At 60.4% G+C, this 25740-nt stretch carries 21 protein-coding genes and 1 pseudogene; 13 read left to right on the top strand and 9 right to left on the bottom strand.

Features of this window, described 5'->3' with window-relative positions; translation table 11 throughout:
• Positions 1-981: 981 nt before the first annotated feature.
• Positions 982-2073 carry an alpha/beta hydrolase gene (locus KUIN1_RS15930; protein WP_024651521.1) on the bottom strand — a complete coding sequence of 364 codons (1092 nt, stop codon included), beginning with the start codon at positions 2071-2073 and terminating at the stop codon, positions 982-984.
• Positions 2074-2303: 230 nt separating this feature from the next.
• Here KUIN1_RS15930 and KUIN1_RS15925 point away from each other — a divergent pair, with 230 nt between their 5' ends.
• The 5 genes and pseudogenes from KUIN1_RS15925 (at position 2304) to KUIN1_RS15910 (ending at position 7814) form a co-directional block, all read left to right on the top strand.
• Positions 2304-3395 carry a sugar diacid recognition domain-containing protein gene (locus tag KUIN1_RS15925; RefSeq protein ID WP_152092119.1) on the top strand — a complete coding sequence of 364 codons (1092 nt, stop codon included), beginning with the start codon at positions 2304-2306 and terminating at the stop codon, positions 3393-3395.
• A 111-nt stretch (positions 3396-3506) separates the two neighbouring features.
• Entirely contained in the window at positions 3507-4646 is a 1140-nt protein-coding gene (locus KUIN1_RS15920; protein ID WP_152092118.1) for a glycerate kinase, read from the top strand.
• A gap of 172 nt (positions 4647-4818) precedes the next feature.
• Positions 4819-5589, top strand: a pseudogene (locus tag KUIN1_RS28780) (MCP four helix bundle domain-containing protein); the annotation flags it as partial.
• Positions 5578-6444 carry a methyl-accepting chemotaxis protein gene (locus tag KUIN1_RS28775; protein WP_371135416.1) on the top strand — a complete coding sequence of 289 codons (867 nt, stop codon included), beginning with the start codon at positions 5578-5580 and terminating at the stop codon, positions 6442-6444. The pseudogene KUIN1_RS28780 and the gene KUIN1_RS28775, both read left to right, overlap by 12 nt.
• Before the next feature lie 125 nt (positions 6445-6569).
• Positions 6570-7814 (top strand): D-mannose isomerase, encoded by a 1245-nt coding sequence (locus KUIN1_RS15910; protein WP_003407482.1) that lies wholly within the window; start codon positions 6570-6572, stop codon positions 7812-7814.
• A 47-nt stretch (positions 7815-7861) separates the two neighbouring features.
• Here KUIN1_RS15910 and KUIN1_RS15905 read toward each other — a convergent pair whose 3' ends face one another.
• Positions 7862-8950 (bottom strand): AbrB family transcriptional regulator, encoded by a 1089-nt coding sequence (locus tag KUIN1_RS15905; RefSeq protein WP_024642831.1) that lies wholly within the window; start codon positions 8948-8950, stop codon positions 7862-7864.
• Positions 8951-9056: 106 nt separating this feature from the next.
• Between KUIN1_RS15905 and KUIN1_RS15900 the strand changes: the two genes are divergently transcribed.
• Entirely contained in the window at positions 9057-9959 is a 903-nt protein-coding gene (locus tag KUIN1_RS15900) for a LysR family transcriptional regulator (protein WP_024639632.1), read from the top strand.
• 10 nt (positions 9960-9969) lie between these two features.
• On the opposite strand, the gene KUIN1_RS15895 is transcribed toward KUIN1_RS15900, so the two are convergent.
• A complete protein-coding gene (locus KUIN1_RS15895; protein WP_024642829.1) occupies positions 9970-10488 on the bottom strand; it encodes a nucleoside 2-deoxyribosyltransferase in 519 nt (172 codons plus the stop codon).
• A gap of 168 nt (positions 10489-10656) precedes the next feature.
• Here KUIN1_RS15895 and KUIN1_RS15890 point away from each other — a divergent pair, with 168 nt between their 5' ends.
• Entirely contained in the window at positions 10657-12360 is a 1704-nt protein-coding gene (locus tag KUIN1_RS15890; protein WP_011268224.1) for a VRR-NUC domain-containing protein, read from the top strand.
• Here KUIN1_RS15890 and KUIN1_RS15885 read toward each other — a convergent pair.
• Together KUIN1_RS15885 and KUIN1_RS15880 are read right to left on the bottom strand one after the other, a co-directional pair.
• The gene (locus KUIN1_RS15885; RefSeq protein ID WP_011268223.1) at positions 12336-12638 is read right to left on the bottom strand and encodes a hypothetical protein; all 303 of its coding nucleotides are present in this window, start codon (positions 12636-12638) and stop codon (positions 12336-12338) included. The genes KUIN1_RS15890 and KUIN1_RS15885 overlap by 25 nt on opposite strands.
• Before the next feature lie 93 nt (positions 12639-12731).
• The gene (locus tag KUIN1_RS15880; RefSeq protein WP_003407470.1) at positions 12732-13016 is read right to left on the bottom strand and encodes a hypothetical protein; all 285 of its coding nucleotides are present in this window, start codon (positions 13014-13016) and stop codon (positions 12732-12734) included.
• A 518-nt stretch (positions 13017-13534) separates the two neighbouring features.
• Here KUIN1_RS15880 and pstS point away from each other — a divergent pair.
• The 4 genes from pstS (at position 13535) to pstB (ending at position 17291) form a co-directional block, all read left to right on the top strand.
• Positions 13535-14554, top strand: a complete 1020-nt coding sequence (gene pstS, locus KUIN1_RS15875; RefSeq protein ID WP_003407468.1) for a phosphate ABC transporter substrate-binding protein PstS — start codon at positions 13535-13537, stop codon at positions 14552-14554.
• A gap of 81 nt (positions 14555-14635) precedes the next feature.
• Entirely contained in the window at positions 14636-15631 is a 996-nt protein-coding gene (gene pstC, locus KUIN1_RS15870; protein ID WP_003371940.1) for a phosphate ABC transporter permease subunit PstC, read from the top strand.
• The gene (gene pstA / locus KUIN1_RS15865; RefSeq protein ID WP_003407464.1) at positions 15628-16512 is read left to right on the top strand and encodes a phosphate ABC transporter permease PstA; all 885 of its coding nucleotides are present in this window, start codon (positions 15628-15630) and stop codon (positions 16510-16512) included. The genes pstC and pstA overlap by 4 nt, the downstream gene beginning before the upstream one ends.
• A complete protein-coding gene (gene pstB, locus KUIN1_RS15860) occupies positions 16512-17291 on the top strand; it encodes a phosphate ABC transporter ATP-binding protein PstB (protein ID WP_002553918.1) in 780 nt (259 codons plus the stop codon). The genes pstA and pstB overlap by 1 nt, the downstream gene beginning before the upstream one ends.
• Here the strand turns inward: pstB and KUIN1_RS15855 are convergent, their stop codons facing one another.
• Entirely contained in the window at positions 17292-18221 is a 930-nt protein-coding gene (locus tag KUIN1_RS15855) for a LysR family transcriptional regulator (RefSeq protein ID WP_011268222.1), read from the bottom strand. It lies immediately after the preceding gene.
• A 247-nt stretch (positions 18222-18468) separates the two neighbouring features.
• Between KUIN1_RS15855 and KUIN1_RS15850 the strand changes: the two genes are divergently transcribed.
• Positions 18469-19467 (top strand): alpha/beta fold hydrolase, encoded by a 999-nt coding sequence (locus KUIN1_RS15850; RefSeq protein WP_024642827.1) that lies wholly within the window; start codon positions 18469-18471, stop codon positions 19465-19467.
• Positions 19468-19535: 68 nt separating this feature from the next.
• Here the strand turns inward: KUIN1_RS15850 and nirD are convergent, their stop codons facing one another.
• Both nirD and nirB read right to left on the bottom strand, forming a co-directional pair.
• Positions 19536-19922, bottom strand: a complete 387-nt coding sequence (gene nirD / locus KUIN1_RS15845) for a nitrite reductase small subunit NirD (RefSeq protein ID WP_032657188.1) — start codon at positions 19920-19922, stop codon at positions 19536-19538.
• Complete coding sequence (nirB, locus tag KUIN1_RS15840; protein WP_116886604.1) at positions 19922-22483, bottom strand: nitrite reductase large subunit NirB; 2562 nt, start codon at positions 22481-22483, stop codon at positions 19922-19924. Before nirB ends, nirD begins: the two co-directional genes overlap by 1 nt.
• 599 nt (positions 22484-23082) lie before the next feature.
• Between nirB and KUIN1_RS15830 the strand changes: the two genes are divergently transcribed.
• Positions 23083-23577, top strand: a complete 495-nt coding sequence (locus KUIN1_RS15830; RefSeq protein WP_116886605.1) for a GNAT family N-acetyltransferase — start codon at positions 23083-23085, stop codon at positions 23575-23577.
• 56 nt (positions 23578-23633) lie between these two features.
• Here the strand turns inward: KUIN1_RS15830 and KUIN1_RS15825 are convergent, their stop codons facing one another.
• Complete coding sequence (locus KUIN1_RS15825; protein ID WP_116886606.1) at positions 23634-25640, bottom strand: peptidase U32 family protein; 2007 nt, start codon at positions 25638-25640, stop codon at positions 23634-23636.
• Positions 25641-25740 lie beyond the last annotated feature (100 nt).

The following is a 25740-nucleotide window of genomic DNA, read 5'->3' as shown; positions in this document are numbered from 1 at the left end:
CCGCCTTCGCGAACAAGTTCGCTCCTACAAAAGCCCCCATGCTTGAGCGTACGGCAAAAATGTAGGAGCGAACCGGGCGACGCTTCGCTTGTTCGCGAAAGGGGCCGTATAGCCGCAGAAGATTTGGTGTTCAAACACCGCCTTCGCGAACAAGTTCGCTCCTACAAAAGCATCCCATGCTTGAGCGTACGGCAGAAATGTAGGAGCGAACTTGTTCGCGAAAGGGGCCGCACAGCCGCAGAAGATTTGGCGTTCAAAACACCGCCTTCGCGAACAAGTTCGCTCCTACAAAAGCCCCCATGCTTGAGCGTACGGCAGAAATGTAGGAGCGAACTTGTTCGCGAAAGGGGCCGTACAGCCGCAAAAGATTTGGTGTTCAAAACACCGCCTTCGCGAACAAGTTCGCTCCTACAAAAGCCCCCATGCTTGAGCGTACGGCAAAAATATAGGAGCGAACCGGGCGACGCTTCGCTTGTTCGCGAAAGGGCCCGCACAGCCGCAGAAGATTTGGCGTTCAAAACACCGCCTTCGCGAACAAGTTCGCTCCTACAAAAGCCCCCATGCTTGAGCGTACGGCAAAAATGTAGGAGCGAACCGGGCGACGCTTCGCTTGTTCGCGAAAGGGCCCGCACAGCCGCAGAAGATTTGGCGTTCAAAACACCGCCTTCGCGAACAAGTTCGCTCCTACAAAAGCCCCCATGCTTGAGCGTACGGCAGAAATGTAGGAGCGAACTTGTTCGCGAAAGGGGCCGTATAGCCGCAGAAGATTTGGTGTTCAAACACCGCCTTCGCGAACAAGTTCGCTCCTACAAAAGCCCCCATGCTTGAGCGTACGGCAGAAATGTAGGAGCGAACTTGTTCGCGAAAGGGGCCGCACAGCCGCAGAAGATTTGGCGTTCAAAACACCGCCTTCGCGAACAAGTTCGCTCCTGCAAAAGCCTGGCCCCACGGTATCGACGATACAAGGGAGGCGGTTGCGTACTACGGTGTTGCGTTCAGCACGCCGAGCATCACGTGGCTCTGCCACTCGAAATACGGGTTGAAAGTCAGTCGCGCATGGATCTTGCCTGGCTCGGTATAGCCCCAGTCCGAATACCACACCGGCTCGCCGGCCATGCACCTGGCGGTGTCCGCCGTGCTCTGGCCGTTCCAGCAGATACGCTGGCTGCCGGATACGCCGTAAAGCGGATTGTCCGCTGAAAAAAGCAGGCCCATGTGTGAGAAGCGGCTGATGCGGTATTCCGGCAGGTAGTCCTTGCGCACCTCGACGCGCGGCGTATCGGCAGCCCGGGCGGGAAGGTCGCCGTACCAGATCAGGCGACTGGCGGGGCTGCTGAAGCGCTGGCTGAAATTATCCAGCACGTAATCAGTGTCGAGTACCGAGTCGTGCTCGGCGATGGCGATGAACACCGGCTTTGCATAGCGCCGCTGATGCAGGCGGTCCTGGGCCAGCGCGCTGCTGCGATAGAACTGGGCAAAACCATTGGTGGGCATGTTCATGTAGCGAACCGGCGTCTGCATTGGGCGCAGGCCTTGATTCGGCGCGGCAAGCCAGGGTCGTGCCCAGCCGATCCACGGAGTCAGCCAGGCATAGCCGCTGTTGGAGCGAAATGCCGGCGAGAACAAGAGCAGCCCGGAGATTTCGTCGTGCCCATAGGCGTAATCGAGGACCAGATTGGCCCCGGTGGAAAAGCCGCCGAGATAGACCTTCGGCACTTCACGAGCGAGCAGTTGCGCCTGTTCGCGTACCACTTGCTGCCACTGTTCGAGGCGCACGTCGAGCATGTCTTCGGGCTTGGTGCCGTGCCCCGGCAACAGCACGGTTCGGACCAGATAGCCCTGAGCAGCGAGCGTCTGTGCCACGTCATGAAACGACCACGCCGAATCCCCCAGGCCATGCACCAGCAGCACGCCGCCCTTGGGTGTCCCGCTCGGGGTCCACTGGCGCGGCGCGTTCCAGTCCAGCTCGGCCTGGTGGTCGGCGGTCTGGAAGTTGCGCTGGTTGCGGATCAGCTCGAGGGTCTGCTGACGGTAGTCTTCAAAGCGCTGTTTCGGCTCTTCGCTTTCTGCCATTGACGTGCAGGCTTGCAGGGTCAGCAGCGACAGCAGGCTGGCGAGTCGGAATTTGATCAAAGGGGCGCCTGTGCACACATATTCGAGGGTTCAAAAGGTCGACGCGGGCACTCTGCCATGTACGTCGCGCCCGTGACTACTTTCAGGCACACTCGGGCGTTCTATAACTTCAACAAAATGTATCCATATGCCCAACCATTGCAAGCCTCGCCACGCGTCAGGAGTCGTTCATGTTCGCCCTTGACCGAGCGCTGGCCCAGGACATCGTCGACCGGGCCATGACCATCCTGCCTTACAACGTCAATGTCATGGACTACCTGGGCATCATCATCGGCAGCGGTGATGCCGAGCGCTTGTGTACCCGTCATGAGGGTGCGCAGCGAGTGCTGGCCAACCGGCAGGTGGTGGAAATCGATTCTCTGGCAGCGTCGCAGCTCGGGGGTGTCAAGCCGGGCGTCAACCTGCCGCTGATGCTCGACCATCAACTGGTTGGCGTGCTCGGCATCACCGGCGAGCCGGACGAGGTGCGGGTGTATGGCGAATTGGTCAAGATGACTGCCGAGATGCTCATGGAACAGCGTCGTCAGCAGGCTGACCTTCAGTGGCGGGCGCAACGCAGCGAAGACCTGCTGGCTCGCCTGCTGTTGCCGGATTGTCCCGATAGTCTGGTGGATGAAGCACGACAGTTGGGTTTGCAGCCGCACATTGCGCGCCAGGTGGTAATGCTGCAGTTTGCCGAGGAGGGGCTGGCTGCCAGCCAGGTTGCCAAATGGCTTGGCACGCGCTATGCCGACAGCTGGTGCGTGCTGCGTGAGCCGACCTTGCTGTACTGGTGCCGCGCGACGGGCAAGGAGCGTGACGATGCGCTGCTGCTCAAGCAGTTCGATGAGCACCACTGGCCAGTGCTGCGTATGGCCACCGTGGCGCAATCGGCGGACCTGCCCACCCTGCGCCAGGCCTGCGCGGCAGCGCGGGATCTGCTCGACTACGCCCGTCAGGCAAGGCCGGCGCAGCGCCTGCTGCGTCTTGAAGCCTATCGGCTGCCAGTGCTGTTCTGGCGCTACCGGCATGACTGGCTGGCTGAACACGTCGCCGAGCCAATGGAGCGTCTGCACGCGCATGCGCAACTGCTCGACACCTTGTGCAAATGGTTCGAGTACAGCGGCGAAAGTCAGGCCTGCGCCGAAGCGCTGGGTATCCATCGCAACAGCCTGCGCTACCGGCTGGAGAAGATTGGTGAGTTGACGGGCTGCGACCCTTACAAGACCGACGACCTGCTGCAACTCTACTTGGGCGCGCAGATGATCACTCGTCAGACCTGAAGCCGGGTTTTGTTCAAACGCCCGATAATGGCGACGGATCATTGTGCGAGCGGCAGGCGGCAAGCACGGTCTTGAATGAGAGCATTCGAGCACCGGATCTGGAGAACAACAATGAAAATAGTCATCGCCCCCGACTCGTTCAAGGACAGCCTCAGCGCCCAGGCAGTTGCCGACGCGATCGCCAGTGGTCTGGCCGAAGTCTGGCCGCACGCCGAGCTGATCAAATGCCCGATGGCAGACGGCGGGGAGGGCACCATCGAGGCGCTGCTGGCTGCCTGCAATGGCGAGCTGATGAGCGCCAGCGTCAGCGGCCCGCTGGGCGCCCCGGTCAATGCCCAGTGGGGCTGGCTGGCGGACAGCAGGACCGCAATCATCGAAATGGCCATGGCCAGCGGTCTGCAACTGCTGACCCTGGCACAACGCGACGCCTGCGTGACCAGCACGGAAGGCACCGGCCAGTTGATCTCGGCGGCACTGAATGCAGGAGCCCGTCGGGTGATCCTGGCCATCGGCGGCAGCGCAACCAATGACGGCGGCAGCGGCATGCTTTCAGCCTTGGGTGCACGCTTTCTGGATGCCGACGATCAACCGCTGGCGCCGGGCGGGCTTGCGCTTGCGAACCTGGCGCGTATCGACCTGAGCGGTTTTGATCCACGCTTGTCTGACGTGTGCGTCGAAATCGCCGCCGACGTCGATAATCCACTCTGCGGACCGAATGGCGCCTCCTCTGTCTTCGGCCCGCAAAAAGGCGCATCGCCCGAGCAGGTCATGGCGCTGGACGCCGCACTCGGCCGTTTTGCCGACCATACGGCTCAGGTCCTCGGTCAGGACTTGCGCGACAGCCCCGGCAGCGGTGCGGCAGGGGGCATGGGCTTTGCCGCCAAGGCCTACCTGAAGGCCTCGTTTCGTGCCGGCGTGGAAGTGGTGGCCGAGCTGACCGGGCTGGAACAGGCGCTGATCGGTGCCGATCTGGTCATCACCGGCGAAGGCCGTTTCGACGCGCAAACCCTGCGTGGCAAGACACCGCTTGGTGTTGCGCGAGTCGCCCAGCGTCGGCAAGTGCCGGTGATTGTGCTGGCGGGAACCCTTGGCGACGGCTATGAGCAGATGTATGCGCACGGCATCGGCGCAGCCTTTGCTCTGGTCAGCGGCCCAATGAGCCTCGAGCAGGCCTGCCGCGAGACCCGCCGCCTGCTGCACGAGCGTGCGCGCGACGTGGCGCGGCTCTGGCAAATGGCTTCGGGCGGTTGATGACTGCGCTGTGATCAGCGGGCACCGGACGAGCGATTGGCCGTTATTTTAAGTAACCCTGCAAATGATCACTGGGCGTCCTAAAGAATTATTTGATCAGGGCGATACGCTGTCGGTTGTCTGACAACTTCGTGTCGGGCACTGCCCTCAAAAAATATAAAGAGCCCTGGTCATGAATCTACGCAAACTCACTATCGCTCGTCGTGCCGGTCTGGGTTTTACCCTTATTTCCCTGCTGGTGGCATTGCTGGGGTGGTTTGCGCTGGCGCAGATGTCGACCATCCGGCAGAGTGAAGTGGCGGTGGAGACCAACTGGCTGCCCAGCATGCGAGTGGTCAACGATATCCGCGAAATCATGCTGCGCATTCGGACCATTTCCTTGCGCATGGCACTGGACACCGATCCTGCGAGTATTCCGACCTACCGTGGTCAGATGGATGTGCGTCTGGGCGATCTGGACAAGAAGCTGTCTGTCCTCAAGACCTTTGTCGACACCCCGGAAGAGAAGTCGCTGACCGACCAGTTCATGGTGACCGTGGGCCAATACCGCAGTGCGCTGGACCGTTCCTTTGCACTGGCCAGCCAGGGCGACAGCGTCGGGCTGAACAAGCTGCTGCTGGTCGACATGAAGCAGATCGTCGACGGTTCCGGCAAGCAACTCGGTGACCTGGCCGACTTCTATCTCACTCAGGTCGATGCGGAAGGCAAGTCGGCCGGGGCCCAGTACGACAAGTCGCGCGACATCGTCATTATCTTTGTGGTCATTGCCGCGCTGTGCACCATCGGCCTGGCACTCTGGCTGACCCGCAGCATCGTCGGCCCGCTGCAACGTGCAGTAACCGCCGCCGAGCAGGTTGCCAACGGCGACCTGACCCATACCATCGAAGTCGATGGCGAAGACGAAGTCACCCGACTGTTGCGTGCCCTGGCGATGATGCAGGTCAATCTGCGTGAAGCCATGCGCCACATCGGCAGTTCGGCCACTCAACTGGCATCGGCCGCCACCGAACTCAACTCGGTCACCGAAGACAGCTACCGCGGGCTGAACCAGCAGAATGCGGAGATCGACCAGGCCGCCACAGCGATCAACGAAATGACCTCGGCAGTCGAGGAAGTTGCGCGTAACGCCGTATCCACGTCGGACGCCTCCAACCAGTCCAGTACCTCGGCATTGGCGGGCCAGACGCGGGTGATCGAGACGGTGCAGTCGATCCAGACGCTGACCGACAACGTGCAGGCCACCTCGACGCTGGTGCAAAACCTTGCCAATCAGTCGCAGGACATCGGCAAAGTGCTGGACGTGATCCGCTCGATTGCCGAGCAGACCAACCTGTTGGCACTCAACGCCGCCATCGAAGCGGCACGTGCAGGCGAGTCGGGCCGTGGTTTCGCGGTGGTGGCGGACGAAGTCCGCGCATTGGCGCATCGCACCCAGCAGTCGACGCTGGAAATCGATTCGATGGTCAGCGCCATGCGCAGCGGTTCAGCGCAGGCGCTCGACTCGATGAACACCAGCCGCGCTCGGGCCGACTCGACATTGGCACTGGCCAAGGGCGCGGGCGAGTCCTTGAGCGAAATCACCTCGTCGATCAATCAGATCTCCGAGCGCAATCTGGTGATTGCCAGCGCGGCGGAAGAGCAGGCGCAGGTCTCGCGTGAAGTCGACCGCAACATCGTCAACATTCGCGATCTGTCCATGCAGTCGACTCAGGGTGCCAACCAGATCAGTGCGTCGAGCCATGAATTGTCGCGTCTGGCGGCCGATCTGAATCAGGTGGTCTCACGCTTCAAGGTGTAAAACCCTACATTGATACAGGTTGTGTCCGCTTGCCGACGATCGACCGGACGCGCATTATGCCCTCGGTCGAAATGACCTCCGGTACAGTCTGGGCACAACCTTATCGAAGGGGGCGGCATCGCTTCATGAATAACAATAATCAAACCTTCAGCAGTTGGCTGCGCTCGCCAGCCCATCACCAGTGGCTGGCACTGGAAGGCAATCGTCTGTTGACCTTCGCCAAGGCTTCGAGGCTGGACAACGGCTTTGGCAGTCTTGATGACTACGGTCGGCTGATGGTCGGTGCCACCGCAGGAACCATGAACACGGCACGCATGACCCACTGTTTTGCCATGGCGCATGCGCAGGGTATTCCCGGCTGCGCTGCGCTGGTCGATCACGGTATCGCCGCACTGCGCGGACCGTTGCACGATGCCGAGCACGGCGGCTGGTTCAGTGCCGCGCTCGAAGACGGCGGCAAGACTGACAAACAGGCTTATCTGCATGCGTTCGTCGCACTGGCGGCCAGCTCTGCCGTGGTGGCGGGGCGGCCTGGTGCGCAGGCATTGCTGTCCGACGCCATCCAGGTGATCCAGACGCATTTCTGGAGCGAGCAGGAAGGCGCCATGCGTGAGTCATTCGCGCGGGACTGGAGCAGTGAAGAGTCGTATCGCGGTGCCAACAGCAACATGCACAGCACCGAAGCCTTCCTTGCGCTCGCCGATGTGACGGGTGACGCGCAATGGCTCGACCGGGCGCTGAGCATTGTCGAGCGGGTTATCCATGAGCATGCCGGCGCCAACAACTTTCAGGTCATCGAGCATTTCACCCAGGATTGGCAGCCGCTGGCCGATTACAACCGGGAAAACCCGGCCGACGGTTTCCGGCCCTTCGGCACCACGCCGGGGCATGCCTTCGAATGGTCGCGGCTGGTGTTGCATCTGGAGGCCGCGCGCCGTCAGGCTGGACGCGCCAACCCCGAATGGTTGCTGGACGATGCCCGCCAACTGTTTGCCAATGCCTGCCGGTACGGTTGGGATGTCGACGGTGCCGCGGGTATCGTCTACACCCTCGACTGGCAGAACGAACCGGTGGTCCGTCACCGTCTGCACTGGACTCATTGCGAAGCGGCCGCCGCTGCCGCCGCATTGCTACAACGTACCGGCGAGCAGCAGTATGAAGACTGGTATCGCTGTTTCTGGGAGTTCAACGAGACCCTGTTCATCGATCACGAGCATGGCAGCTGGCGCCATGAACTGAACGAACGCAACGAGCCCAGCGCAGACATATGGCCCGGCAAGCCGGACCTTTACCACGCCTATCAGGCCACGTTATTGCCGGTGTTGCCCTTGGCGCCAAGCCTGGCCAGCGCTCTGGCGGGACTGGAATAAACCACTGGGTCAAGCCTGGGTTGTCGGCTCAAGCCTGAAATCTGAAGTCAAAGCGCAGGGATGCGTTTGTCGGTCAGGCGGATGATCTGCCGGGCCAGGAAGCTGCCGGTCAGGATCACGCCGAACAGGCGCAGGGTCTGCATCGCCAGTACGAAACCGACGTCGGCATGCGTATCGATGGCAATAATGGCCATGGTGTCCAGGCCGCCCGGGCTGGTCGCCAGGTACACCGAGAGATAATCCTTGCCCATCATCACGGCAATCAGCCAGGCCGACACGGCGCAGAGCACGATCAACAGCAATGAGGCCAGAATCATCATCGGCAGCCGTCTCCAGACGTACTGCACCGTCGGCCGGTCGAAGCGCAGCCCGACGTAGCAGCCTATGGCACCGTAAGCGATGGGCAGCAACCAGGCCGGAACGGTGATTTGCATCACGCCACTCAGTTGCAGCGCGCCGCCCAGCATCAGTGGCACCAGCAGGGCACCTGCCGGGAGGCGCGAGCCGAGGGTCACGCCTGCGGCAATCACTGCCAGGCTCAGCGCAAGGTCGACAAGGTTCAGGCTGGGCAGTACCGCTGCACTGCTGTGCAGGGCCGCAGCGGAATCCGGCGCGCCGATGAAATGGCTGACCAGCGCGCCGATGGTGACCACGCAGACGACGCGCACATATTGCATGGTGGCGACGATGCGCGAGTCGGCACCGTAATCCTCGGACATCGCGACCATTGCCGAAGCCGCGCCCGGTGACGTGCCCCAGGCTGCGGTATTGCTCGGGATACCGGCAAAGCGCACCAGCACCAGTCCAACCGCCGCGCTCAGCACCACCGTGAGGATCGTCGCCAGAAGCATGACGTGCCATGAATGAAGGGCGGTGAGCAGCACGCTGACCGACATGGCATGCGCGATCAGCACGCCGACCGTGCCCTGACCGAGTTGAAAGGCCCGCTTGGGCATACGGATGCTGGCGCCTGAAACACCAAAGCCGATGGCGACCAGCATGGGCCCGAGGAACATCGCAGCAGGCATATCGAACAGTTTGAGCAGTTGCCCGGCAATGCCGGCTATCAGGATCAGACCCGCCCATTGAGTCAGCGGGGAAAGGGAGGAAAGCGAAAAGCGTGAAGCGTTTGACAAGGACGTTCTCCTTGATTGGGGTAAATCACATACGCACAGTATCGACTTCGCAACTCATCAAGTCTATTTTCTAATAATCATGAATTGATAACTTTGGTTGATAGATATGGACCTGCGTGATCTCACCTATTTCGAAACTATTGCCGAACTGGGGCATCTCGGACGCGCTGCGGAGAAGCTCAATCGCAGCCAGCCAGCGCTGACCAAAAGCATTCAGCGCCTTGAGGAATCATTCGGCACGCGACTGTTTCAGCGTGACGGTCGACGCATCAAGCTGACGCCTGTGGGCGAGCTGCTGCAGGCCCGTGGCAAGGAGTTGCAGCAAAGCATCGCCCAGACCCAGCGCGAGATCCGGGATTTCGCCAGTGGCATGGTGGGTAACATTCGTGTCGGCTGCGCCGCGACCATGGCGGAGTATCTGATGCCGAAACTGACTTCGGCCTTGTTGCAGCGTACCCCGGACGTCACCTTGAAGCTGGTGATAGGTCAGGATGACCTGCTGCGCGAATCGTTGCGCTCCGGTCAGCTGGACATGATCATTTGCGCGCTGGCGCCCGACAGCGAAGACGTCACCAGCTTCGCCATACTGCAGGACGAAGCTGTGGTGGTCGCCAGCAAGAATCATCCGATTTTCAAGCCGTCGTTGAAGATGAGTGACCTGTGCGCGTATCGCTGGGTACTGCCGCCGGTGAGTGTTTCATCGCGCAAATGGCTCGACGCGACCTTCGCCGCTCACGGCCTGCCGCTGCCGACGGTGCAGATCGAAGCGAATTCGATCTCGCTGCTGCCGGGGCTGATTGCCCGCAGCAACCTGTTGAGCTTCATTGCCCGCGAGTCGCTGGAGTTCGGCAAGACCATGCAGCACCTGCGTGAGGTGCCGCTCGAGCAGACCACCCTCAAACGCACCATCGGTGTGACGTTGCGCAAGGGCGGTTATCTGTCTCCTGCGGCAGAAGGCATGTTGCAGATGCTGCGCGACAACGGCGGGGACTTTCTGGGTTGGGGGTGACAGCCTGAGTTCAGCCGCTCCCCGGCAGAGCCTGAAAGCCACTCAGGTACCTTGCCAGCGCCTCTGCGCCCAGTTCCACGGTCGAGCTGGTACCCGCCCAACTGCAGGCCAGCATCAAGTTGCGCGGCAAGTCGAAGTCCTCAACCATAAAACCATTGGCGTCTAGACCTCTGTCGTCGTGGGGAACCAGTTCGCGCAGCGACGCTACCGGTTCAAAGTAAGCCCACACCGGCTTGTTCAGTGCGACCGCCATACCGACTTCGAAGGCCGTGCCCGAATCCGGTTCCAGGCCGCGGAACACGTTCAGGTTGACCAGCATCGCTGAGCAGCGGTGGATCATTGCGACATTCATCGAGTAAATCTGCTGCGCGGTTTCGTGCGCGGTCCGTCCCTGCGTGACCTCATTGTCAAACGGATACAACCCCTCAAGCCCGTGTGCCGCGCACAATGCCTTGAGATAGCGTCCATGTTCCACGGCGTCGGTCCTGAACACGTCGAAGCCTGCGAGATAAACCAGTGGCGCGTGCATATTCGTCTCTCGGCTGCAGATATTATCCCGCCGATTCTAAAGCCGGCCGTCAGCCCGCGATACATGCCATTGATCGGCCGAAACACGTTCAGCAGGCGTTTGCGCTGGAATCTGTACGGATAACCAGTATCCTTGTTCAGTCTGCTCATTTGTATGTGAACGCTGGCCTTGAATACTTCGCCCCTCGACAATCCGTTTTATTACCTGGAAAACTTCCGTCAGGTCCTTGGCTGGATTGCCCGGCGCTACGATGACCTGCTCGATGCAACCGAGCGCCGCTTCATCAGCGAGTTTGCCGAATTGCCGGTGCCCGCCCAGGGTTTGCTGGTGCGCATGGTGATGCGCAAGGGTGTGTTGTTTCGGGCCAGCAAACTCGGTTATGTCGAGATTGGCGATCCTCATGACGCCGTGCTGCCGCTACTGGCGCGGGAGTGGGTCGACAGCGCTCCGCCACTGGGCTTGAGCGAGCTGTTCCAGCTGCTGCGTCGGGATGAGTTGAGCCACTGCTTCAAAGACCACGCGGTCAAGGGCCCTGAGCGCAAGCAGGAATGGTTCGAGCGCCTGCAGCCGATGTACCCGTCGCCGCAGTCCCTTGAACAATGGTACCCGACGTTGTCCGACGCTGTGTTCGGCCTGAAGATCATGCCGCTGTGTGATCGCCTGCGCTTGCTGTACTTCGGCAATCTGTACCAGGAATGGTCTGAATTCGTGCTGGCTGACCTGGGTATCTACCGCTACGAAAAGGTCGAGTTCTCGCTGGAGTCGCGCGGCATCAACCAGCGTGCCGACATTGATGTGTGCCTGCAATTGCATGCCTGCCGGGAAGCACTGGAAACCTGCCTGGAGCTGCATGCGCTGGCCGAGCGTGTCATTGCCATCGAGTGCGGCAATCCGTGGTTGCTGATGCGTCGTGGCAAACTGCTGTTCCGTATCGGGCAACAGGCCGAGCGCATCCAGGACTGGCCTCTGGCGATGGCGGTGTATCGTCAGTCGAGCTACCCCGGCGCGCGTTCAAGGCAAATCCGCGTGCTGGAGCGCAATGCCGAGTATGCAGCGGCGCTGACGCTGGCGGAGCAGGCCCGTCTTGCACCGGAAAGTGATGCGGAGGTCCAGCACCTGTCACGCGTCTTGCCACGCCTGCAACGCAAGCTCGGCCTGGCGGCGGCGCGCAAGCGCACGGTGCGGGCCATTGCACGGCTGGACGTGCAGGTCACGCCGGTGTCGGGGATGAGTGTCGAGCGTCTGATACGCCTGCACCTCGAAGCCGAGCAGGGCGGGGAAGTGCATTACGTCGAGAATGCGCTGATCAATTCACTGTTCGGGCTGCTGTGCTGGCGAGCCATTTTTGCGCCGTTGCCGGGTGCATTCTTTCATCCGTTTCACAGTGCGCCGAGTGACCTGTACAGCCCTGACTTCTATCAGCGCAGGGCTGCGTTATTCGATGCCTGTCTGGTGCAACTGGAGTCGGATGAATACCTGGCGACCATTCGTGAGCATTTTGAAAGCAAATACGGCCTGCAATCACCCTTCGTATTCTGGGGAGCGCTGACGCCGGAGCTTCTGGAGCAGGCGCTCTATTGCCTGCCGGCAGCGCACTTGCTTCGCTGGTTTCGTCGCCTGTTGCAGGACATAAAAGCCAACCGGACAGGGATGCCCGACCTGATCCAGTTCTTTCCGCAACAGCGTCGTTATCGAATGATCGAGGTCAAGGGGCCGGGTGATCGCCTCCAGGACAACCAACTGCGCTGGCTGGACTTCTGTGCCGAGCATGGCATGCCGGTGGAGGTGTGTTACGTGCAATGGGCAACTGACGACAGTGCTTGTGTCAGTAGCGACCTGTCAGACCATCAAGGGGCCTTGTGCCCGTCCTGACTGTCCTGGTGATCTGCATCATGCGGGTGTTTCGAGTCATGAGGCTTGTCATCTGCACTGCCGTTCTTTCCGGGCAAGGGATCCATGCCTTTGGTGCCGGGGCTTGTGCCTGGTGCGCCGGGGCTGGTTCCATCGACGTTCTTTTCCGTACCGGTGCCTGGGACCTTAGGGCTGTCGCCTGCCGGGTTGGTCGGGCCGGTCGACCCTGCAAATGCGCTGGTGCCCGAGAGGGCCAAAAATGCTGCGAGGCTTATGGCCCCCAATCTATTCCTGATCATGATGCAACCTCCGTAAGTACAGGGACTGAAACGGTGCCGCTAGAAGGGTGGACCCGCGGGCAGGGCATGGTCCTGCCCGCGTAAGACGCCTGATTACTGAGTCTTGGTCTTTTCAGTGGGGGTGCTCTTGTCGTGCGTGCCGTGTGTCGTCTTGTCGTGCTTCATCGAACGCTCGGCTGCCGCTTCCTTGCTTTCAGTCTGCACACCTGGGGTCTCGGACGAGGTGCGGTCCATCGGCTGGGTATTGGTGCCCGGCAGTTTGGTCGCATTCTTGTTGATCGGGGTTTCAGGGGTAGTGGTCGACTCGGCGAAGGCGGCGCCTGAAGCTACAGCCATCAGGCCAGCAAGGGTCAGGGCAGTCAGTTTGGTCTTGATCATGATGCTAACTCCGTTGTTTTAAAGTACTCACGTTGGTCATTGGCCAGTGGCCATAGGTGCCGTCGAACCCGACGAACGGTAGATATCTTCCATGCATCAAGCCTTACGCCGTTGCTATCCACCTTGAGAGTGATCGCGCGCTTTTTTCGGTCATTCATGCACCCATGAACACCGTCAACAGCGGAGTTTTAAGTTGATTTAGCTATAACGTGACCGCTCGGTCATTTACAACGATTCTTAAAATCACACTTTCTTACATTTTTATAACGCAGCTGGCATTTCGCTATCTGATGAGTGGTGGCAGAACGCTATTTGGCTTGATGTAGCGTGAATAGCCCGTAAACATTGGCTTTTAAAGGGGTTTTCATCGCCAGTGACGTAGGAAATCACTTACAAAAAAGTTCCCCTCCGGACACGATTCGTTGGATTGTCATTAAACAGCAACATTTGAGGTTTTAAATCCGCCTCGGGCCTCCTTAAGTGGACCACCACACAATCTCCTGGACTGAGGTATTACCGTGATTCTGCTGACTAAAAAACGCTTGTCGCTTCTGATCGCATCGCTGTGCCTTAGCGGTGTGGCTCACGCGACTGATGTAACAGGCGCTGGTTCGAGTTTCGTCTACCCGGTTATTTCGGCGTGGTCCCAGGACTACAGCAAGAGCAAGGATAACCGTATCAACTATCAGTCCATCGGTTCGGGTGGTGGTATTGCCCAGATCAAGGCTGCGACCGTTGACTTCGGTGCATCCGATGCTCCGATGTCCGCAGAAGACCTGCAGGCCGGCGGTCTGGGTCAGTTTCCGAGCGTGATCGGCGGTATCGTGCCGATCGTCAACGTCGAAGGCGTCGAAAGCGGCGAGCTGAAGCTGGACGGTCCAACCATCGCCAAGATCTTCATGGGCGAGATCAAGAAGTGGAACGACCCGGCAATCACTGCGCTGAACTCGGGCGTCAAACTGCCTGATACCGCCATCACCGTCGTTCACCGTTCGGACGGTTCGGGCACCACGTACAACTTCACCAACTACCTGAGCAAAGTCAGCCCCGAGTGGAACGAGAAGCTGAAGTTCGGTTCGACCGTACAGTGGCCAGCAGGCGTGGGCGGCAAGGGTAACGAAGGTGTTTCGGCCTACGTGAAGCAGATCAAGGGTTCGATCGGCTATGTCGAATACTCCTACGCGACCACCAACAAGCTGTCCTACACTCAGCTGAAAAACGCGGCTGGCAAATTTATCAAACCAGACGCCAAGGCTTTCGCAGCAGCTGCTGACACCGCCGACTGGGCGAGCGCCAAAGACTTCAACCTGATCATGACCAACGCGCCGGGTGAGGCTGCATGGCCGATCACCGCGACCACCTGGATCATCATGTACAAGAAAGCCAAGAACGAAGAGAAAAGCACCGCGGCTTTCGACTTCTTCAAGTGGTCCCTGGAAAACGGCCAGAAGCAGGCCGAGAAACTGGAATACGTAGCATTGCCTAAATCGCTGGTTGATCGCGTGGAAAGCTACTGGAAAACGGAATTCACCAAGTAAGTGATTCAACCCGTACCACCCCTGTCATCAGCCGCGATAGCGGCTCGGTGACAGGGGCTTTTCCTTGCGAGTGGCCTCAACATGACTGAAAACACCCAATACCTGTCCGCTAACGTCTCCGCTGGTGAGTCCGAGGGCGAGAAGCGCGCCAAACGGGATCATCGTCATGACCTGTGGTTCAAGCGTTCATTGCAGGCTGCAGCGATGCTGGTGCTTGCTTTGCTGGGTTGTATTGCCTTGTCGACCCTGTGGGGCGGCAGTCTGGCATTCCAGACTTTCGGGTTTGGCTTTCTGACCAGCACCGAGTGGGACGTGAACGCCGGCAAGTTCGGCGCGCTGGTTCCGATTTACGGCACCCTGGTCACCTCTTTTCTGGCTTTGCTGATCGCCGTACCGGTGAGTTTCGGCATTGCAATCTTTCTCACCGAAGTGGCACCACCGTGGTTGCGCATGCCGATCGCCTCGGCCATCGAGCTGTTGGCCGGTATCCCTTCGATCATCTACGGCATGTGGGGGCTGTTTGTCTTCGGCCCGTTCATGGCTGAACACCTGTCGCCGTGGATCACCGAAAACCTTGGCGCACTGCCGCTGATCGGTCCGATGTTCCAAGGGCCGCCGCTGGGTATCGGCATGCTGACCGCCGGCATCGTGCTGGCGATCATGATCACCCCGTTCATTACCTCGGTGATGCAGGAAGTCTTCCGTACCGTGCCCGTGGCCCTCAAGGAGTCGGCCTATGCACTGGGCGGTACGACCTGGGAAGTGGTCTGGGACATCGTGCTGCCTTACACCCGTTCGGCCGTGGTCGGTGGTGTGTTCCTGGGGTTGGGACGCGCGCTCGGCGAAACCATGGCGGTAACCTTCGTACTGGGCAACGCGCATCAGTTCTCGGCTTCGCTGATGATGCCGAGCAGTTCGATCGCTTCGGTGATTGCCAACGAGTTCAACGAGGCCTATACCGACTTGCACCGTTCGGCACTGATTGCCCTTGGCTTCCTGTTGTTTGTCGTCACCTTCATCGTGCTGGCCCTTGCACGCCTGATGCTGTCGCGCCTTTCGCGTAAGGAGGGGTTATGAGTAAGGATGTGACCGGCAGCGAGCACCTGTATCGGGTTCGCAGTATCAAGAACAAGATTGCGATGGTACTCAGCTGTGGCGCCACCGCCTTCGGCCTGCTGTGGCTGGTGTGGATTCTGCTGACCACCATCATCAAGGGTATCGACGCGCTCAACCTGCAACTGTTCACCGGCATGACTCCGCCGCCGGGCACCGAGGGTGGTCTGGCCAACGCGTTCTACGGCAGCGTGCTGATGTCCGGCATCGGCCTGCTGATCGGTACGCCGATCGGCCTGATGGCCGGCATCTGGCTGGCCGAGTTCGCCCGCTACACCAAACTGGGCAACACGGTGCGCTTCATCAACGACATCCTGCTCTCGGCACCTTCCATCGTGCTCGGCCTGTTCGTCTACACCGTCGTGGTACTGCCACTCAACGCGGTGACAGGCCATCAGGTGGGCTTTTCGGCGATTGCCGGCGCGCTGGCGCTGGCATTGCTGGTGATCCCGGTGGTGGTGCGTACCACTGACGAAATGATGCAATTGCAACCCTCGACCATGCGTGAAGCTGCGCTGGCGCTGGGTGTGCCGCAATGGAAGCTGACCCTGCAAATCGTCCTGCGCGCAGCCAAGGCCGGTGTGGTAACCGGCGTATTGCTCGCATTGGCACGCATCACCGGCGAAACCGCGCCGCTGCTGTTCACCGCTTTCGGCAATCAGTTCTGGAGCAGCGATCTGCTCAAACCCATCGCCAGTGTTCCGGTGGTGGTTTTCCAGTACGCCATGAGCCCGTTCGATGACTGGCACTCCCTGGCATGGGCCGGTGCGCTGGTCATGACGTTGTTCGTACTGATACTGAGTCTGCTGTCTCGCTTAATTCTTCTGCGCAATAGGGCGTCCTGATGAACAACCTTTCCCTGGCCAACGAAAAAACCAAGATCCAAGTACGCGGTCTGGAGTTTTTCTACAACAACCAGAAGTCGTTGAAGTCCATCGACATGACCATCCCCGAGAAGCGCATCACTGCGATCATCGGCCCGTCGGGTTGCGGTAAATCGACCCTGCTGCGCGTCTTCAACCGCATCTACGCGATGTACCCGAAGCAGGAAGCGCGCGGTGAAGTGCTGCTCAATGGCGAAAACATCCTGGCGCCAGGCTATTCGATGAACCGCCTGCGCAGTCATGTGGGCATGGTGTTTCAGAAGCCGGTGCCGTTCCCGATGTCGATCTACGACAACATTTCCTACGCCATCAAGCACCACGAAAAACTGTCGCGTCGGGAAATGGAAGATCGCGTCGAGCAGGCCCTGCGTGGCGCGGCCTTGTGGGACGAGGTCAAGGACAAGCTCAAGCAGAGTGCGACCGGTCTGTCCGGTGGTCAGCAGCAGCGTCTGTGCATCGCCCGTACCATCGCGCTGCGTCCTCAGGTCCTGCTGCTCGACGAGCCGACGTCGGCACTTGACCCGATTTCCACAGGACGTATCGAACAGCTGATCACCGAACTAAAAGAGCAGTTCACCGTGATCATCGTGACTCACAACATGCAGCAGGCGGCGCGTTGCTCCGACTACACTGCCTTCATGTTCATGGGTGAACTGATCGAGCACGGCGACACCGACACCATCTTCACCAAGCCCTCCAAGACCCAGACCGAAGATTACATCACCGGTCGTTTCGGCTGATCATTCGGCCAGGGCGGGCGCTTCCTGGCGCTCGCCCATGAACGCCTCGATCCTGCTGCGCAGCCAACGCTCGGCAGGGTCGCTGTCCATCACACTCAGCCACGTCATCGACAGGTCCAGCCCCGGCGTTGGGAAGGGCAGTGGCTCGTCATACAGCAGACCCAGTGCGCTCATGGCCTTTGCCGCGTAGTCGGACAGCCCCGAAATCATGTCGGTGCCGGCCATCAAAGCGGGCAGGGTGGCGAACTGCGGCACCGACAACACCACCTGACGCTTGCGTCCCAGCGCGGTCAGCCACTCATCGGCGAAACTGCTGACACTCGCGACGTGCGAGACCACAACGTGTGGGCGCGAGCAGTATTCGTCCAGGCTCATGGGACCGGCAGGCTTGTCGGCGCGCACCAGCCTTGGCTGTACGTTACGCAGGGTCTTGCGCTTGGCGTTGGCCGGCAGTTCACGGGTCAGGCAGACGCCGACGGTGATGTCGCCGGACATCAGCACCTCGGAGATATTCAGGTAGTCGACATGCTTGACCACGATCACCACGCCGGGCGCCTCTTCGCGGATGGCCTTGAGCATCGCCGGCAGCAGGCCGAACTCGACGTCATCGGTCAGGCCGATGCGAAAGGTCATTTTGCTGACTGACGGATCGAAGTCGGTGGTCAGGCTGAGCGCCGTGGACATGGCGTCCAGCGCGGGCGTCAGGTGCTTGAGAATCTCGTGAGCGCGTGCGGTGGGTTCCATACGATGGCCGACGCGGATGAACAGCGGGTCGTTGAGCAGACTGCGCAGGCGATTCAGGGCGGCGCTTATCGTGGGTTGGCCGAGAAAAAGTTTTTCGGCTGCGCGGGTGACGTTACGCTCCTGCATCAATGTTTCGAATACCACCATCAGGTTGATGTCGGCCTTGCGCAGTTCATTTCGATTCATTGCTGTTCCTTGGCGTCAGACCCGGATGGCCACGACGGCCTGTAACGGACGGCCCAGTCTAGGCAGGCACGGCAGGAGGCGTCCAGCATTTTGCCATCGTCGGAAATCAGCGTGAAGAAACGTCTGCTTACGGTTCTGTTGGCAGGAAAAGGGCGAATCTGTTGTGGGAAACAGGGTCTACTTGCAGGTCCGCCGCGTGCAGTTCAGCGGTTCGAGAATTCGACTCTATTTACAGGAGGTGCCCCTTATGCGGGCTGCAAAGATTGCCGGCATGTTGATGTCGTTGACGCTGTCAGGCGCAGCACTGGCTGAGACGCCCGGTTATGGCCAGCAACTGGAAGGTTTCACGTACCCCCATGCGCTGCACAAATTCAGTTTCCAGTCCCAGGGCCAGACGCTGGAAATGGGTTATATGGACGTCGCGCCCAGTGGCAAAGCCAACGGCCGCACGGCGGTGCTGATGCATGGCAAGAATTTTTGCGCTGCGACCTGGGAAGACACCATCAAGGGACTGAGTGCCGCGGGCTATCGCGTCGTCGCAGCGGATCAGATCGGCTTCTGCACCTCGACCAAGCCGGAGCACTACCAGTACAGCTTCCAGCAGTTGTCGATGAACACCCACGCGCTGCTGGAAAAACTGGGCCTCGACAAGGTGTCGGTGGTCGGTCACTCCACGGGCGGCATGCTGGCCACGCGTTATGCGTTGATGTACCCGAAGCAGACCGAGAAGCTGGTGATGGTCAACCCGATCGGTCTGGAAGACTGGAAAGCACTCGGCGTGCCTTACCGCAGCGTCGACCAGTGGTATGAGCGAGAGCTGAAGACCACCGCCGAAGGCATTCGCGCCTACGAGCAGAAGACTTACTACGACGGCCGCTGGAAGCCTGAGTATGACAAGTGGGTCGACATGCTGGCCGGTCTGAACAAAGGGCCGGGTCACAAGGTCGTGGCCTGGAACTCGGCGTTGATCTACGACATGATTTTCACCCAGCCGGTGTTCTACGAGTTCCCCAGGTTGCAGGTGCCGACGGTGCTGATGATTGGTGATGCCGATACCACTGCCATCGGCAGTGACATCGCCCCGCCTGAGGTCAAGGCGAAGATCGGCAATTACAAGGTACTGGGCAAGCAGGTGGCGCAGATGATCCCGGGCGCCAGGCTGGTGGAATTCAAGGGCAAGGGCCATGCCCCGCAGATGGAAGACCCGCAAGGCTTCAACAAGGCACTGGTCTCCGAACTTCAATAAGCTGCACGTCACGCCACGCGGCAACCTGGTCCGATAGCGACCAGGTTGTCTGCGACCGGCACTGCCGATTAAACGGCAATCTCTACCTGATCACCTTTGAGCCTTACCGGCCAGACGTCGAGCCGCTGATCCGGGTATTCGATACAGCTGCCGTCGTGCAGGCGAAAGTGCTGCTTGTACAACGGCGAGGCGATGACCAGTTCGCCCGCGATCTGCCCGATCAGACCACGCCCGATCACGTTGGCCCCCGATTTGGGATCGCGGTTATCAATGGCAAAGAGCTGCTCGCCCTGTGCAGTTTCGGGCAGGTAGAACAGTGCGACCTGCGCGCCGTCCAGCCACGCCACGACGCCTGAATTGGCGACCAGATCCGCACGTCCGCACAGGGTCTGCCAGTGCTGCTGCGCTGCCGCTGGCGCATTGTCGCCGGTGCGTATTGTCTGAGACGCGTTCATCACACCACCTCCTTGAACAGCGGAATAAGAGCCAGCTCTTCGGGTCTTGCCGGACGCCGCTGGGCGCGCTCCTTGACGAACTGCACGTCGGGGTCAGCACGCCCGTCGTTGACGAAGGTGCGGAAGCGCTTGAGTTTTTCCGGGTCCTTGAGGGCGTTGGCCCATTCGCATTCGTAGCGGTCGACCACCAGTTGCATCTGCGACTCCAGCTCGGCGGCCAGGCCCAGGCTGTCGTCGACGATGACCGCCTTGAGATAATCGAGGCCGCCTTCCAGCGTTTCACGCCAGACCGAAGTACGCTGCAGCTTGTCGGCGGTGCGGATGTAGAGCATCAGAAAGCGGTCGATGTAACGAATCAGGGTTTGGTCATCCAGGTCGGTGGCGAACAACTCGGCGTGACGCGGACGCATGCCGCCGTTGCCGCACAGGTAAAGGTTCCAGCCGTTCTCGGTGGCAATCACACCGACGTCCTTGCTCTGCGCTTCGGCGCATTCGCGGGTGCAGCCGGACACGGCGAACTTGAGCTTGTGCGGCGAGCGCAGGCCCTTGTAACGGTCTTCGATACGCAGCGCCATGGCGACGCTGTCCTGCACGCCGTAGCGGCACCAGGTGCTGCCGACGCAGGATTTGACCGTGCGGGTCGACTTGCCGTAGGCATGGCCGGTTTCGAAGCCTGCCTCGATCAGCTCGCTCCAGATATCCGGCAACTCGTGCAGTTGTGCGCCGAACAGGTCGATGCGCTGGCCGCCGGTGATCTTGGTGTACAAGTCGTATTTTTTTGCCACCGCGCCAATCGCAATCAGGCCGTCCGGGGTGATTTCGCCACCCGGAATACGCGGCACCACCGAGTAGGTGCCGTTTTTCTGCATGTTGGCCATGAAGGTATCGTTGGTGTCCTGCAGCGGCACCAGTGAAGGCTCGGTGATGGGGCGGTTCCAGCACGACGCCAGGATCGAGCCGACTGCGGGCTTGCAGATGTCGCAGCCATGCGTGCCTTTGCCATGCCGAGTCAGCAGTTCGTCAAAGGTCTCGATGCCTTCGACGCGCACCATCGAGTACAACTCCTGGCGGGTATAAGCGAAGTGTTCACAGAGGCTTTTATCGACCGCCACACCGCGAGCGATCAGTTCATGCTCGAAAACCTGTTTGAGCAATGCCGTGCAACCGCCGCAACCGGTGGCCGCCTTGGTGCAGGACTTGATTGCGGCCAGATCGGTGCAGCCATTGTCGATGGCCGAGCACACCGCGCCTTTGCTGACGTTATGGCAGGAGCAGATAGTCGCTGTGGCGGGCAGGGCGTCGGCGCCCAGCGTCGGCGCGCCTTCGCCACGCGGCAGAATCAGGCTCGATGGATCGGCGGGCAGCGGGATGCCGTTCTGCGCGTATTGCAGCAGCGTGTCGTAATAGCTGTTATCGCCAACCAGCACAGCGCCGAGCACCTGCTTGCCATCGGCCGACACCACCAGGCGACGGTAGCTGGCGGTGGCTTCGTCAATGAAGCGATAACTGACGGCCCCGGCCAGCGCACCGTGCGCATCACCGATGGAGCCGACATCCACGCCCAGCAGTTTGAGCTTGGTGGACATGTCGGCGCCGAAGAATGCGTCAGTATTCTGTTCGCACAATTGCGCTGCTACGCCACGGGCCATTTGATAACCGGGCGCCACCAGGCCGAACACACTGCCGTTCCAGGCTGCGCATTCGCCGATTGCATAGATGTCGGCGTCGCTGGTGCGGCAGTGCTCGTCGATTGCGATGCCTCCGCGTGGGCCGAGCGCCAGCTCGCATTGGCGGGCCAGGGCGTCTTGCGGGCGAATGCCTGCGGAGAACACGATCAGGTCGGTCTCGAGAAACTCGTCATTGGCGAAGTTCATGCGGTAGCGGTACTGCTTGCCGTCGCTGATCGACTGCGTGGCGCGCGACAGATGCACGCCGACGCCCAGCGCTTCGATACGCGCCTTCAACGCAGCGCCACCGAGGTCATCCAGTTGCACCGGCATGAGACGCGGCGCGAACTCGACGACATGGGCTTCCAGCCCCAGCGATTTAAGCGCATTGGCCGCTTCCAGCCCCAGCAGACCGCCGCCGACCACTACGCCACGGCGGGCTTTCGTCGCGGCATAGCGAATGCTGTCCAGGTCCTCGAGTGTGCGATAGACCAGCCGGGAGTTGCCCCGCGCGCCCTCGATAGGCGGTACGAACGGGTAGGAGCCGGTGGCCAGGATCAGCTTGTCGTAACTGAAGCAGCCCTCGGCGGTAATGATTTCGTGACGATCACGATCAATCTCCAGCACCGGTACGCCGAGGTGCAGCGTCAGGCCGGGTTGTTCGTAGACAGACATCTCGCTCATGGCCAGCGATTCGGCGTCGCGGCCGGTGAAGTATTCGGACAGGTGCACGCGGTCGTAGGCGCGCTGTGTTTCCTCGCCAAAGACGTGGATGCGATAACGCTCGAGTGCGCCGCCTGCGATCAACTGCTCGACGCAATGATGCCCGACCATGCCATTACCGACGACGATCAGGGTTTTTACATCGTTGAGGGGGAAGACTGTGGTGTTCATAGCGAGTCCCGGCCGAGGCCAATCAGGTTTTTCAAAGCAAAAAAAAAGCGCCCGGAACCTTTCGGTTCCAGGCGCCTTTGCCTGTTCTCTTATGGGTGTTCTGGGGGGCCATCGAGCCACGTTGCCGGAGGCGCCCTGATAGCCCTCTGGTCTCTGCGAGACTGGCGATCCACGTCGATCAACCGGGGCGGCCCGACCACATTCATGGTGGGGTTGTTGAGTAATATGCAGGGCCTGTGCCAGCTTGCGCCGGCAGCGCTTCAAGCCCGAATTGGCAATGCCCGCAAGGCTGCGCAGCGTTTACGATGGCGTCAGGCGCATGATTTTTTCTGCCTTGCATTGGTGCGCATCAAGGGGATTACGCTGTAAAGCTGTGCGCCGTATTGACCGCTCACGATAATCGGCGTTTTTGCCTGTGGGCGCCCCAGTCGCTCCAGGCACATATCGTTCCTCACGCTCCGCGTGGGAATGCCTGTCGTGACGCTCCGCGTCACAATTCTGCGCCGCACCGCCTGCTCTATAGTTAAGCCGTGCGTCCAGAAGCCCAGGTCTGGCGTAACATTTGTATCACCCTGCAACTCCTCTATAAGTCAGTGCTCATGAACATCACTATCACTGAAGTACACCCCGCCGAGATCCCGCACACCGTCGATTTCGTCATGCGTGCCCGCGCCGGGATCTTTCCCTTGCTCGACACCGTCACCGTTCCGCCCGATCTGGCCGGCTTCGAGCAGGTGTATCTGAACGGTGAGGACGGCAAGTTTCTGATCGCCCGCAGTGATGGGCAGATCATCGCGGCTGTGGGCTACCTGCCATACGACCATCGTTTCCCGCAGTTCGATTACCGCGGGCGCAGAACCGTCGAGATCGTACGTCTGTTCGTCACGCCGGAGTTTCGCGGCGACGGGCTGGCCAGCCGCTTGTGTCAGGCGCTCTGGGAATATGCCGAGGCGGGTGGCATAGAGGTTCTGTACCTGCATACCCATCCGTTTCTGCCCGGCGCGATTCGTTTCTGGGAGAAACAGGGCTTTGCCGTAACCGATGTGGAGAGCGATCCGGTGTGGAACACCACTCATATGGAGCGCGTTCTTTAAGAGGGCTTTATCAGAGGACAGAAAGGGGCTGGCAGGGCGCCAACCCCTTGTACCGATCAATGCGGAGAACGCTGGCGCGCAGTCTTGAGCAGGTCTTCCGGGGTGATGTGGCCGACCACCGATTTGGCCGCGGCGCTGCCGGGGAGCGGCAGGTCGAGAATGTGACCTTTCATCTTGCCGATTACGTGCATTTCGCAAGGTTTGCAATCGAACTTGAGGGTCAGCACTTCATCACCGTGCACCAGTTGCATCGGCGCGACCTTGGTGCGCACGCCCGTCACACCTTTGGCCTGTTTCGGGCACAGGTTGAACGAGAAGCGCAGGCAATGCTTGGTGATCATCACCGGTACTTCGCCGGTCTCTTCGTGGGCCTCGTAGGCCGCGTCGATCAACTGCACGCCGTGGCGATGATAGAAGTCGCGGGCCTTCTGGTTGTAGACGTTGGCCAGAAAAGACAGATGCGACTCCGGGTACACCGGTGGCGGGGTGGTCTCGGCCTTGCGGCCACCGCGTGGGTGAGCCTTGATACGGGCTTCGGTCAGCGCCTCGATGGCGTCGCGGCGCAGAGTCTTGAGCTGCGAGTTGGGTACGAAGAACGCCTGTGGCGCGTCAAGCCTGACATCCTGGGCATGATAGATCGTGGTGCCCAGTTGAGTGAGCAGGTCACGCAGCTGATCCAGCGCCTGCTCGGGTTTGTTGGCCGTGCCGAATGGCCCATCGAGGCCGACGGTGACGCTCACGCCTTCTTCGCTGGTGGCTTTCAGGCTCAAATGATCTTCGCGCAGCGTGACCTGCCACTGAACGCCGATACGACGCTCGGCCGAGGTCTTGAGCAGCGCCTGTTGCCAGTTGTGGTCCAGGTTGCGGTTCAGCGGATGATTGGGGCGCAGGCCGGAAAAGCCCACGGGCATCTCGTTGGGCTCTACGCGATAGCGCCAGCGCTTCTGGCCGTCCTCTTCGAACTCGCCCTTGAGCTCGGCGATGTTGGCACGGAAGCCCACCACTTCACGCTTGATCTGCACATTGAGACCATCGCCGTTGGACAGCGGCTCATGGGTCACTGCGATCAGATCGCGCTTGCCGAGCTTTTCAACGGTGCCCACCGCCAGACCGGTGAAGGTCGGCGTATCGAACGCGCCGATGTCGATCTTGCGGTCGCTGACGAAATAATCGGTGCTGCCGCGATGAAAGGTCTTTTCCGGGTCCGGCACGAAAAAGTGCGCGGTACGGCCGCTGGAAGCAGGTGCGAGGTCCGTGCGGTCTTCGAGAATCTCGTCCAGACGCTGGCGATAATAGGCCGTGATGTTTTTCACGTAGCCCGCATCCTTGTAACGGCCTTCGATCTTGAACGAGCGCACGCCGGCGTCCACCAGCGCACGCAGGTTGGCGCTCTGGTTGTTGTCTTTCATCGACAACAGATGCTTTTCGAAGGCCACAACGCGACCCTGATCATCCTTGAGCGTGTACGGCAGGCGGCAGGCTTGCGAGCAGTCGCCACGGTTGGCGCTGCGGCCGTTTTGCGCGTGGGAAATATTGCACTGCCCGGAGAACGCCACACACAGCGCGCCGTGGATGAAGAATTCGATGGCGGCATCGGTTTCGTCGGCGATTGCGCGGATTTCCTGCAGATTCAGTTCCCGGGCCAGCACCAGTTGCGAGAAACCGGCCTGATCGAGAAACTTCGCCCGGCTCAGGGTGCGAATATCGGTTTGCGTACTGGCGTGCAGTTCGATGGGCGGAATGTCCATCTCCATCACCCCGAGGTCCTGCACGATCAATGCGTCCACGCCGGCGTCGTAGAGCTGGTGAATCAGCTTGCGCGCAGGCTCCAGTTCGTCGTCATGGAGGATGGTGTTGATGGTGGTGAAGATCCGTGCGTGATAGCGGTGCGCGAATTTGACCAGCTCGGCAATGTCACTGACCTCGTTGCAGGCGTTGTGCCGCGCACCAAAGCTCGGCCCGCCGATATAGACCGCATCGGCACCATGCAGGATGGCTTCACGGGCGATGGTCACATCCCGTGCAGGGCTGAGCAATTCCAGGTGGTGCTTGGGTAACGACATGGCAACGGGATCCGGCTGCGGGCAAAGCGCGCATTGTAGTGGCAGAGACCGCGCGGTGCACCTGTTGCAGATTGCAGCAGGTGCCGGACTGACCATCGGC

The organism is Pseudomonas sp. KUIN-1, assembly GCF_009176725.1.
GTDB lineage: Bacteria > Pseudomonadota > Gammaproteobacteria > Pseudomonadales > Pseudomonadaceae > Aquipseudomonas > Aquipseudomonas fragariae.
This window is presented reverse-complemented; position numbering and strand designations above follow the sequence as displayed.

Bases quoted from the DNA above. Each gene is read 5' to 3' on its own strand.
- KUIN1_RS15850 (WP_024642827.1), top strand. From the start codon at position 18,469: ATGCGGGCTGCAAAGATTGCCGGCATGTTGATGTCGTTGACGCTGTCA.
- nirB (WP_116886604.1), bottom strand. From the start codon at position 22,483: ATGAACACCACAGTCTTCCCCCTCAACGATGTAAAAACCCTGATCGTC.
- KUIN1_RS15895 (WP_024642829.1), bottom strand. From the start codon at position 10,488: ATGCACGCGCCACTGGTTTATCTCGCAGGCTTCGACGTGTTCAGGACC.
- KUIN1_RS15925 (WP_152092119.1), top strand. From the start codon at position 2,304: ATGTTCGCCCTTGACCGAGCGCTGGCCCAGGACATCGTCGACCGGGCC.
- KUIN1_RS15920 (WP_152092118.1), top strand. From the start codon at position 3,507: ATGAAAATAGTCATCGCCCCCGACTCGTTCAAGGACAGCCTCAGCGCC.
- KUIN1_RS15885 (WP_011268223.1), bottom strand. From the start codon at position 12,638: ATGATCAGGAATAGATTGGGGGCCATAAGCCTCGCAGCATTTTTGGCC.
- pstA (WP_003407464.1), top strand. From the start codon at position 15,628: ATGAGTAAGGATGTGACCGGCAGCGAGCACCTGTATCGGGTTCGCAGT.
- KUIN1_RS15880 (WP_003407470.1), bottom strand. From the start codon at position 13,016: ATGATCAAGACCAAACTGACTGCCCTGACCCTTGCTGGCCTGATGGCT.
- nirD (WP_032657188.1), bottom strand. From the start codon at position 19,922: ATGAACGCGTCTCAGACAATACGCACCGGCGACAATGCGCCAGCGGCA.
- KUIN1_RS15855 (WP_011268222.1), bottom strand. From the start codon at position 18,221: ATGAATCGAAATGAACTGCGCAAGGCCGACATCAACCTGATGGTGGTA.
- KUIN1_RS15900 (WP_024639632.1), top strand. From the start codon at position 9,057: ATGGACCTGCGTGATCTCACCTATTTCGAAACTATTGCCGAACTGGGG.
- KUIN1_RS28775 (WP_371135416.1), top strand. From the start codon at position 5,578: ATGATGCAGGTCAATCTGCGTGAAGCCATGCGCCACATCGGCAGTTCG.
- KUIN1_RS15910 (WP_003407482.1), top strand. From the start codon at position 6,570: ATGAATAACAATAATCAAACCTTCAGCAGTTGGCTGCGCTCGCCAGCC.
- KUIN1_RS15930 (WP_024651521.1), bottom strand. From the start codon at position 2,073: ATGGCAGAAAGCGAAGAGCCGAAACAGCGCTTTGAAGACTACCGTCAG.
- pstB (WP_002553918.1), top strand. From the start codon at position 16,512: ATGAACAACCTTTCCCTGGCCAACGAAAAAACCAAGATCCAAGTACGC.
- KUIN1_RS15825 (WP_116886606.1), bottom strand. From the start codon at position 25,640: ATGTCGTTACCCAAGCACCACCTGGAATTGCTCAGCCCTGCACGGGAT.
- pstC (WP_003371940.1), top strand. From the start codon at position 14,636: ATGACTGAAAACACCCAATACCTGTCCGCTAACGTCTCCGCTGGTGAG.
- KUIN1_RS15830 (WP_116886605.1), top strand. From the start codon at position 23,083: ATGAACATCACTATCACTGAAGTACACCCCGCCGAGATCCCGCACACC.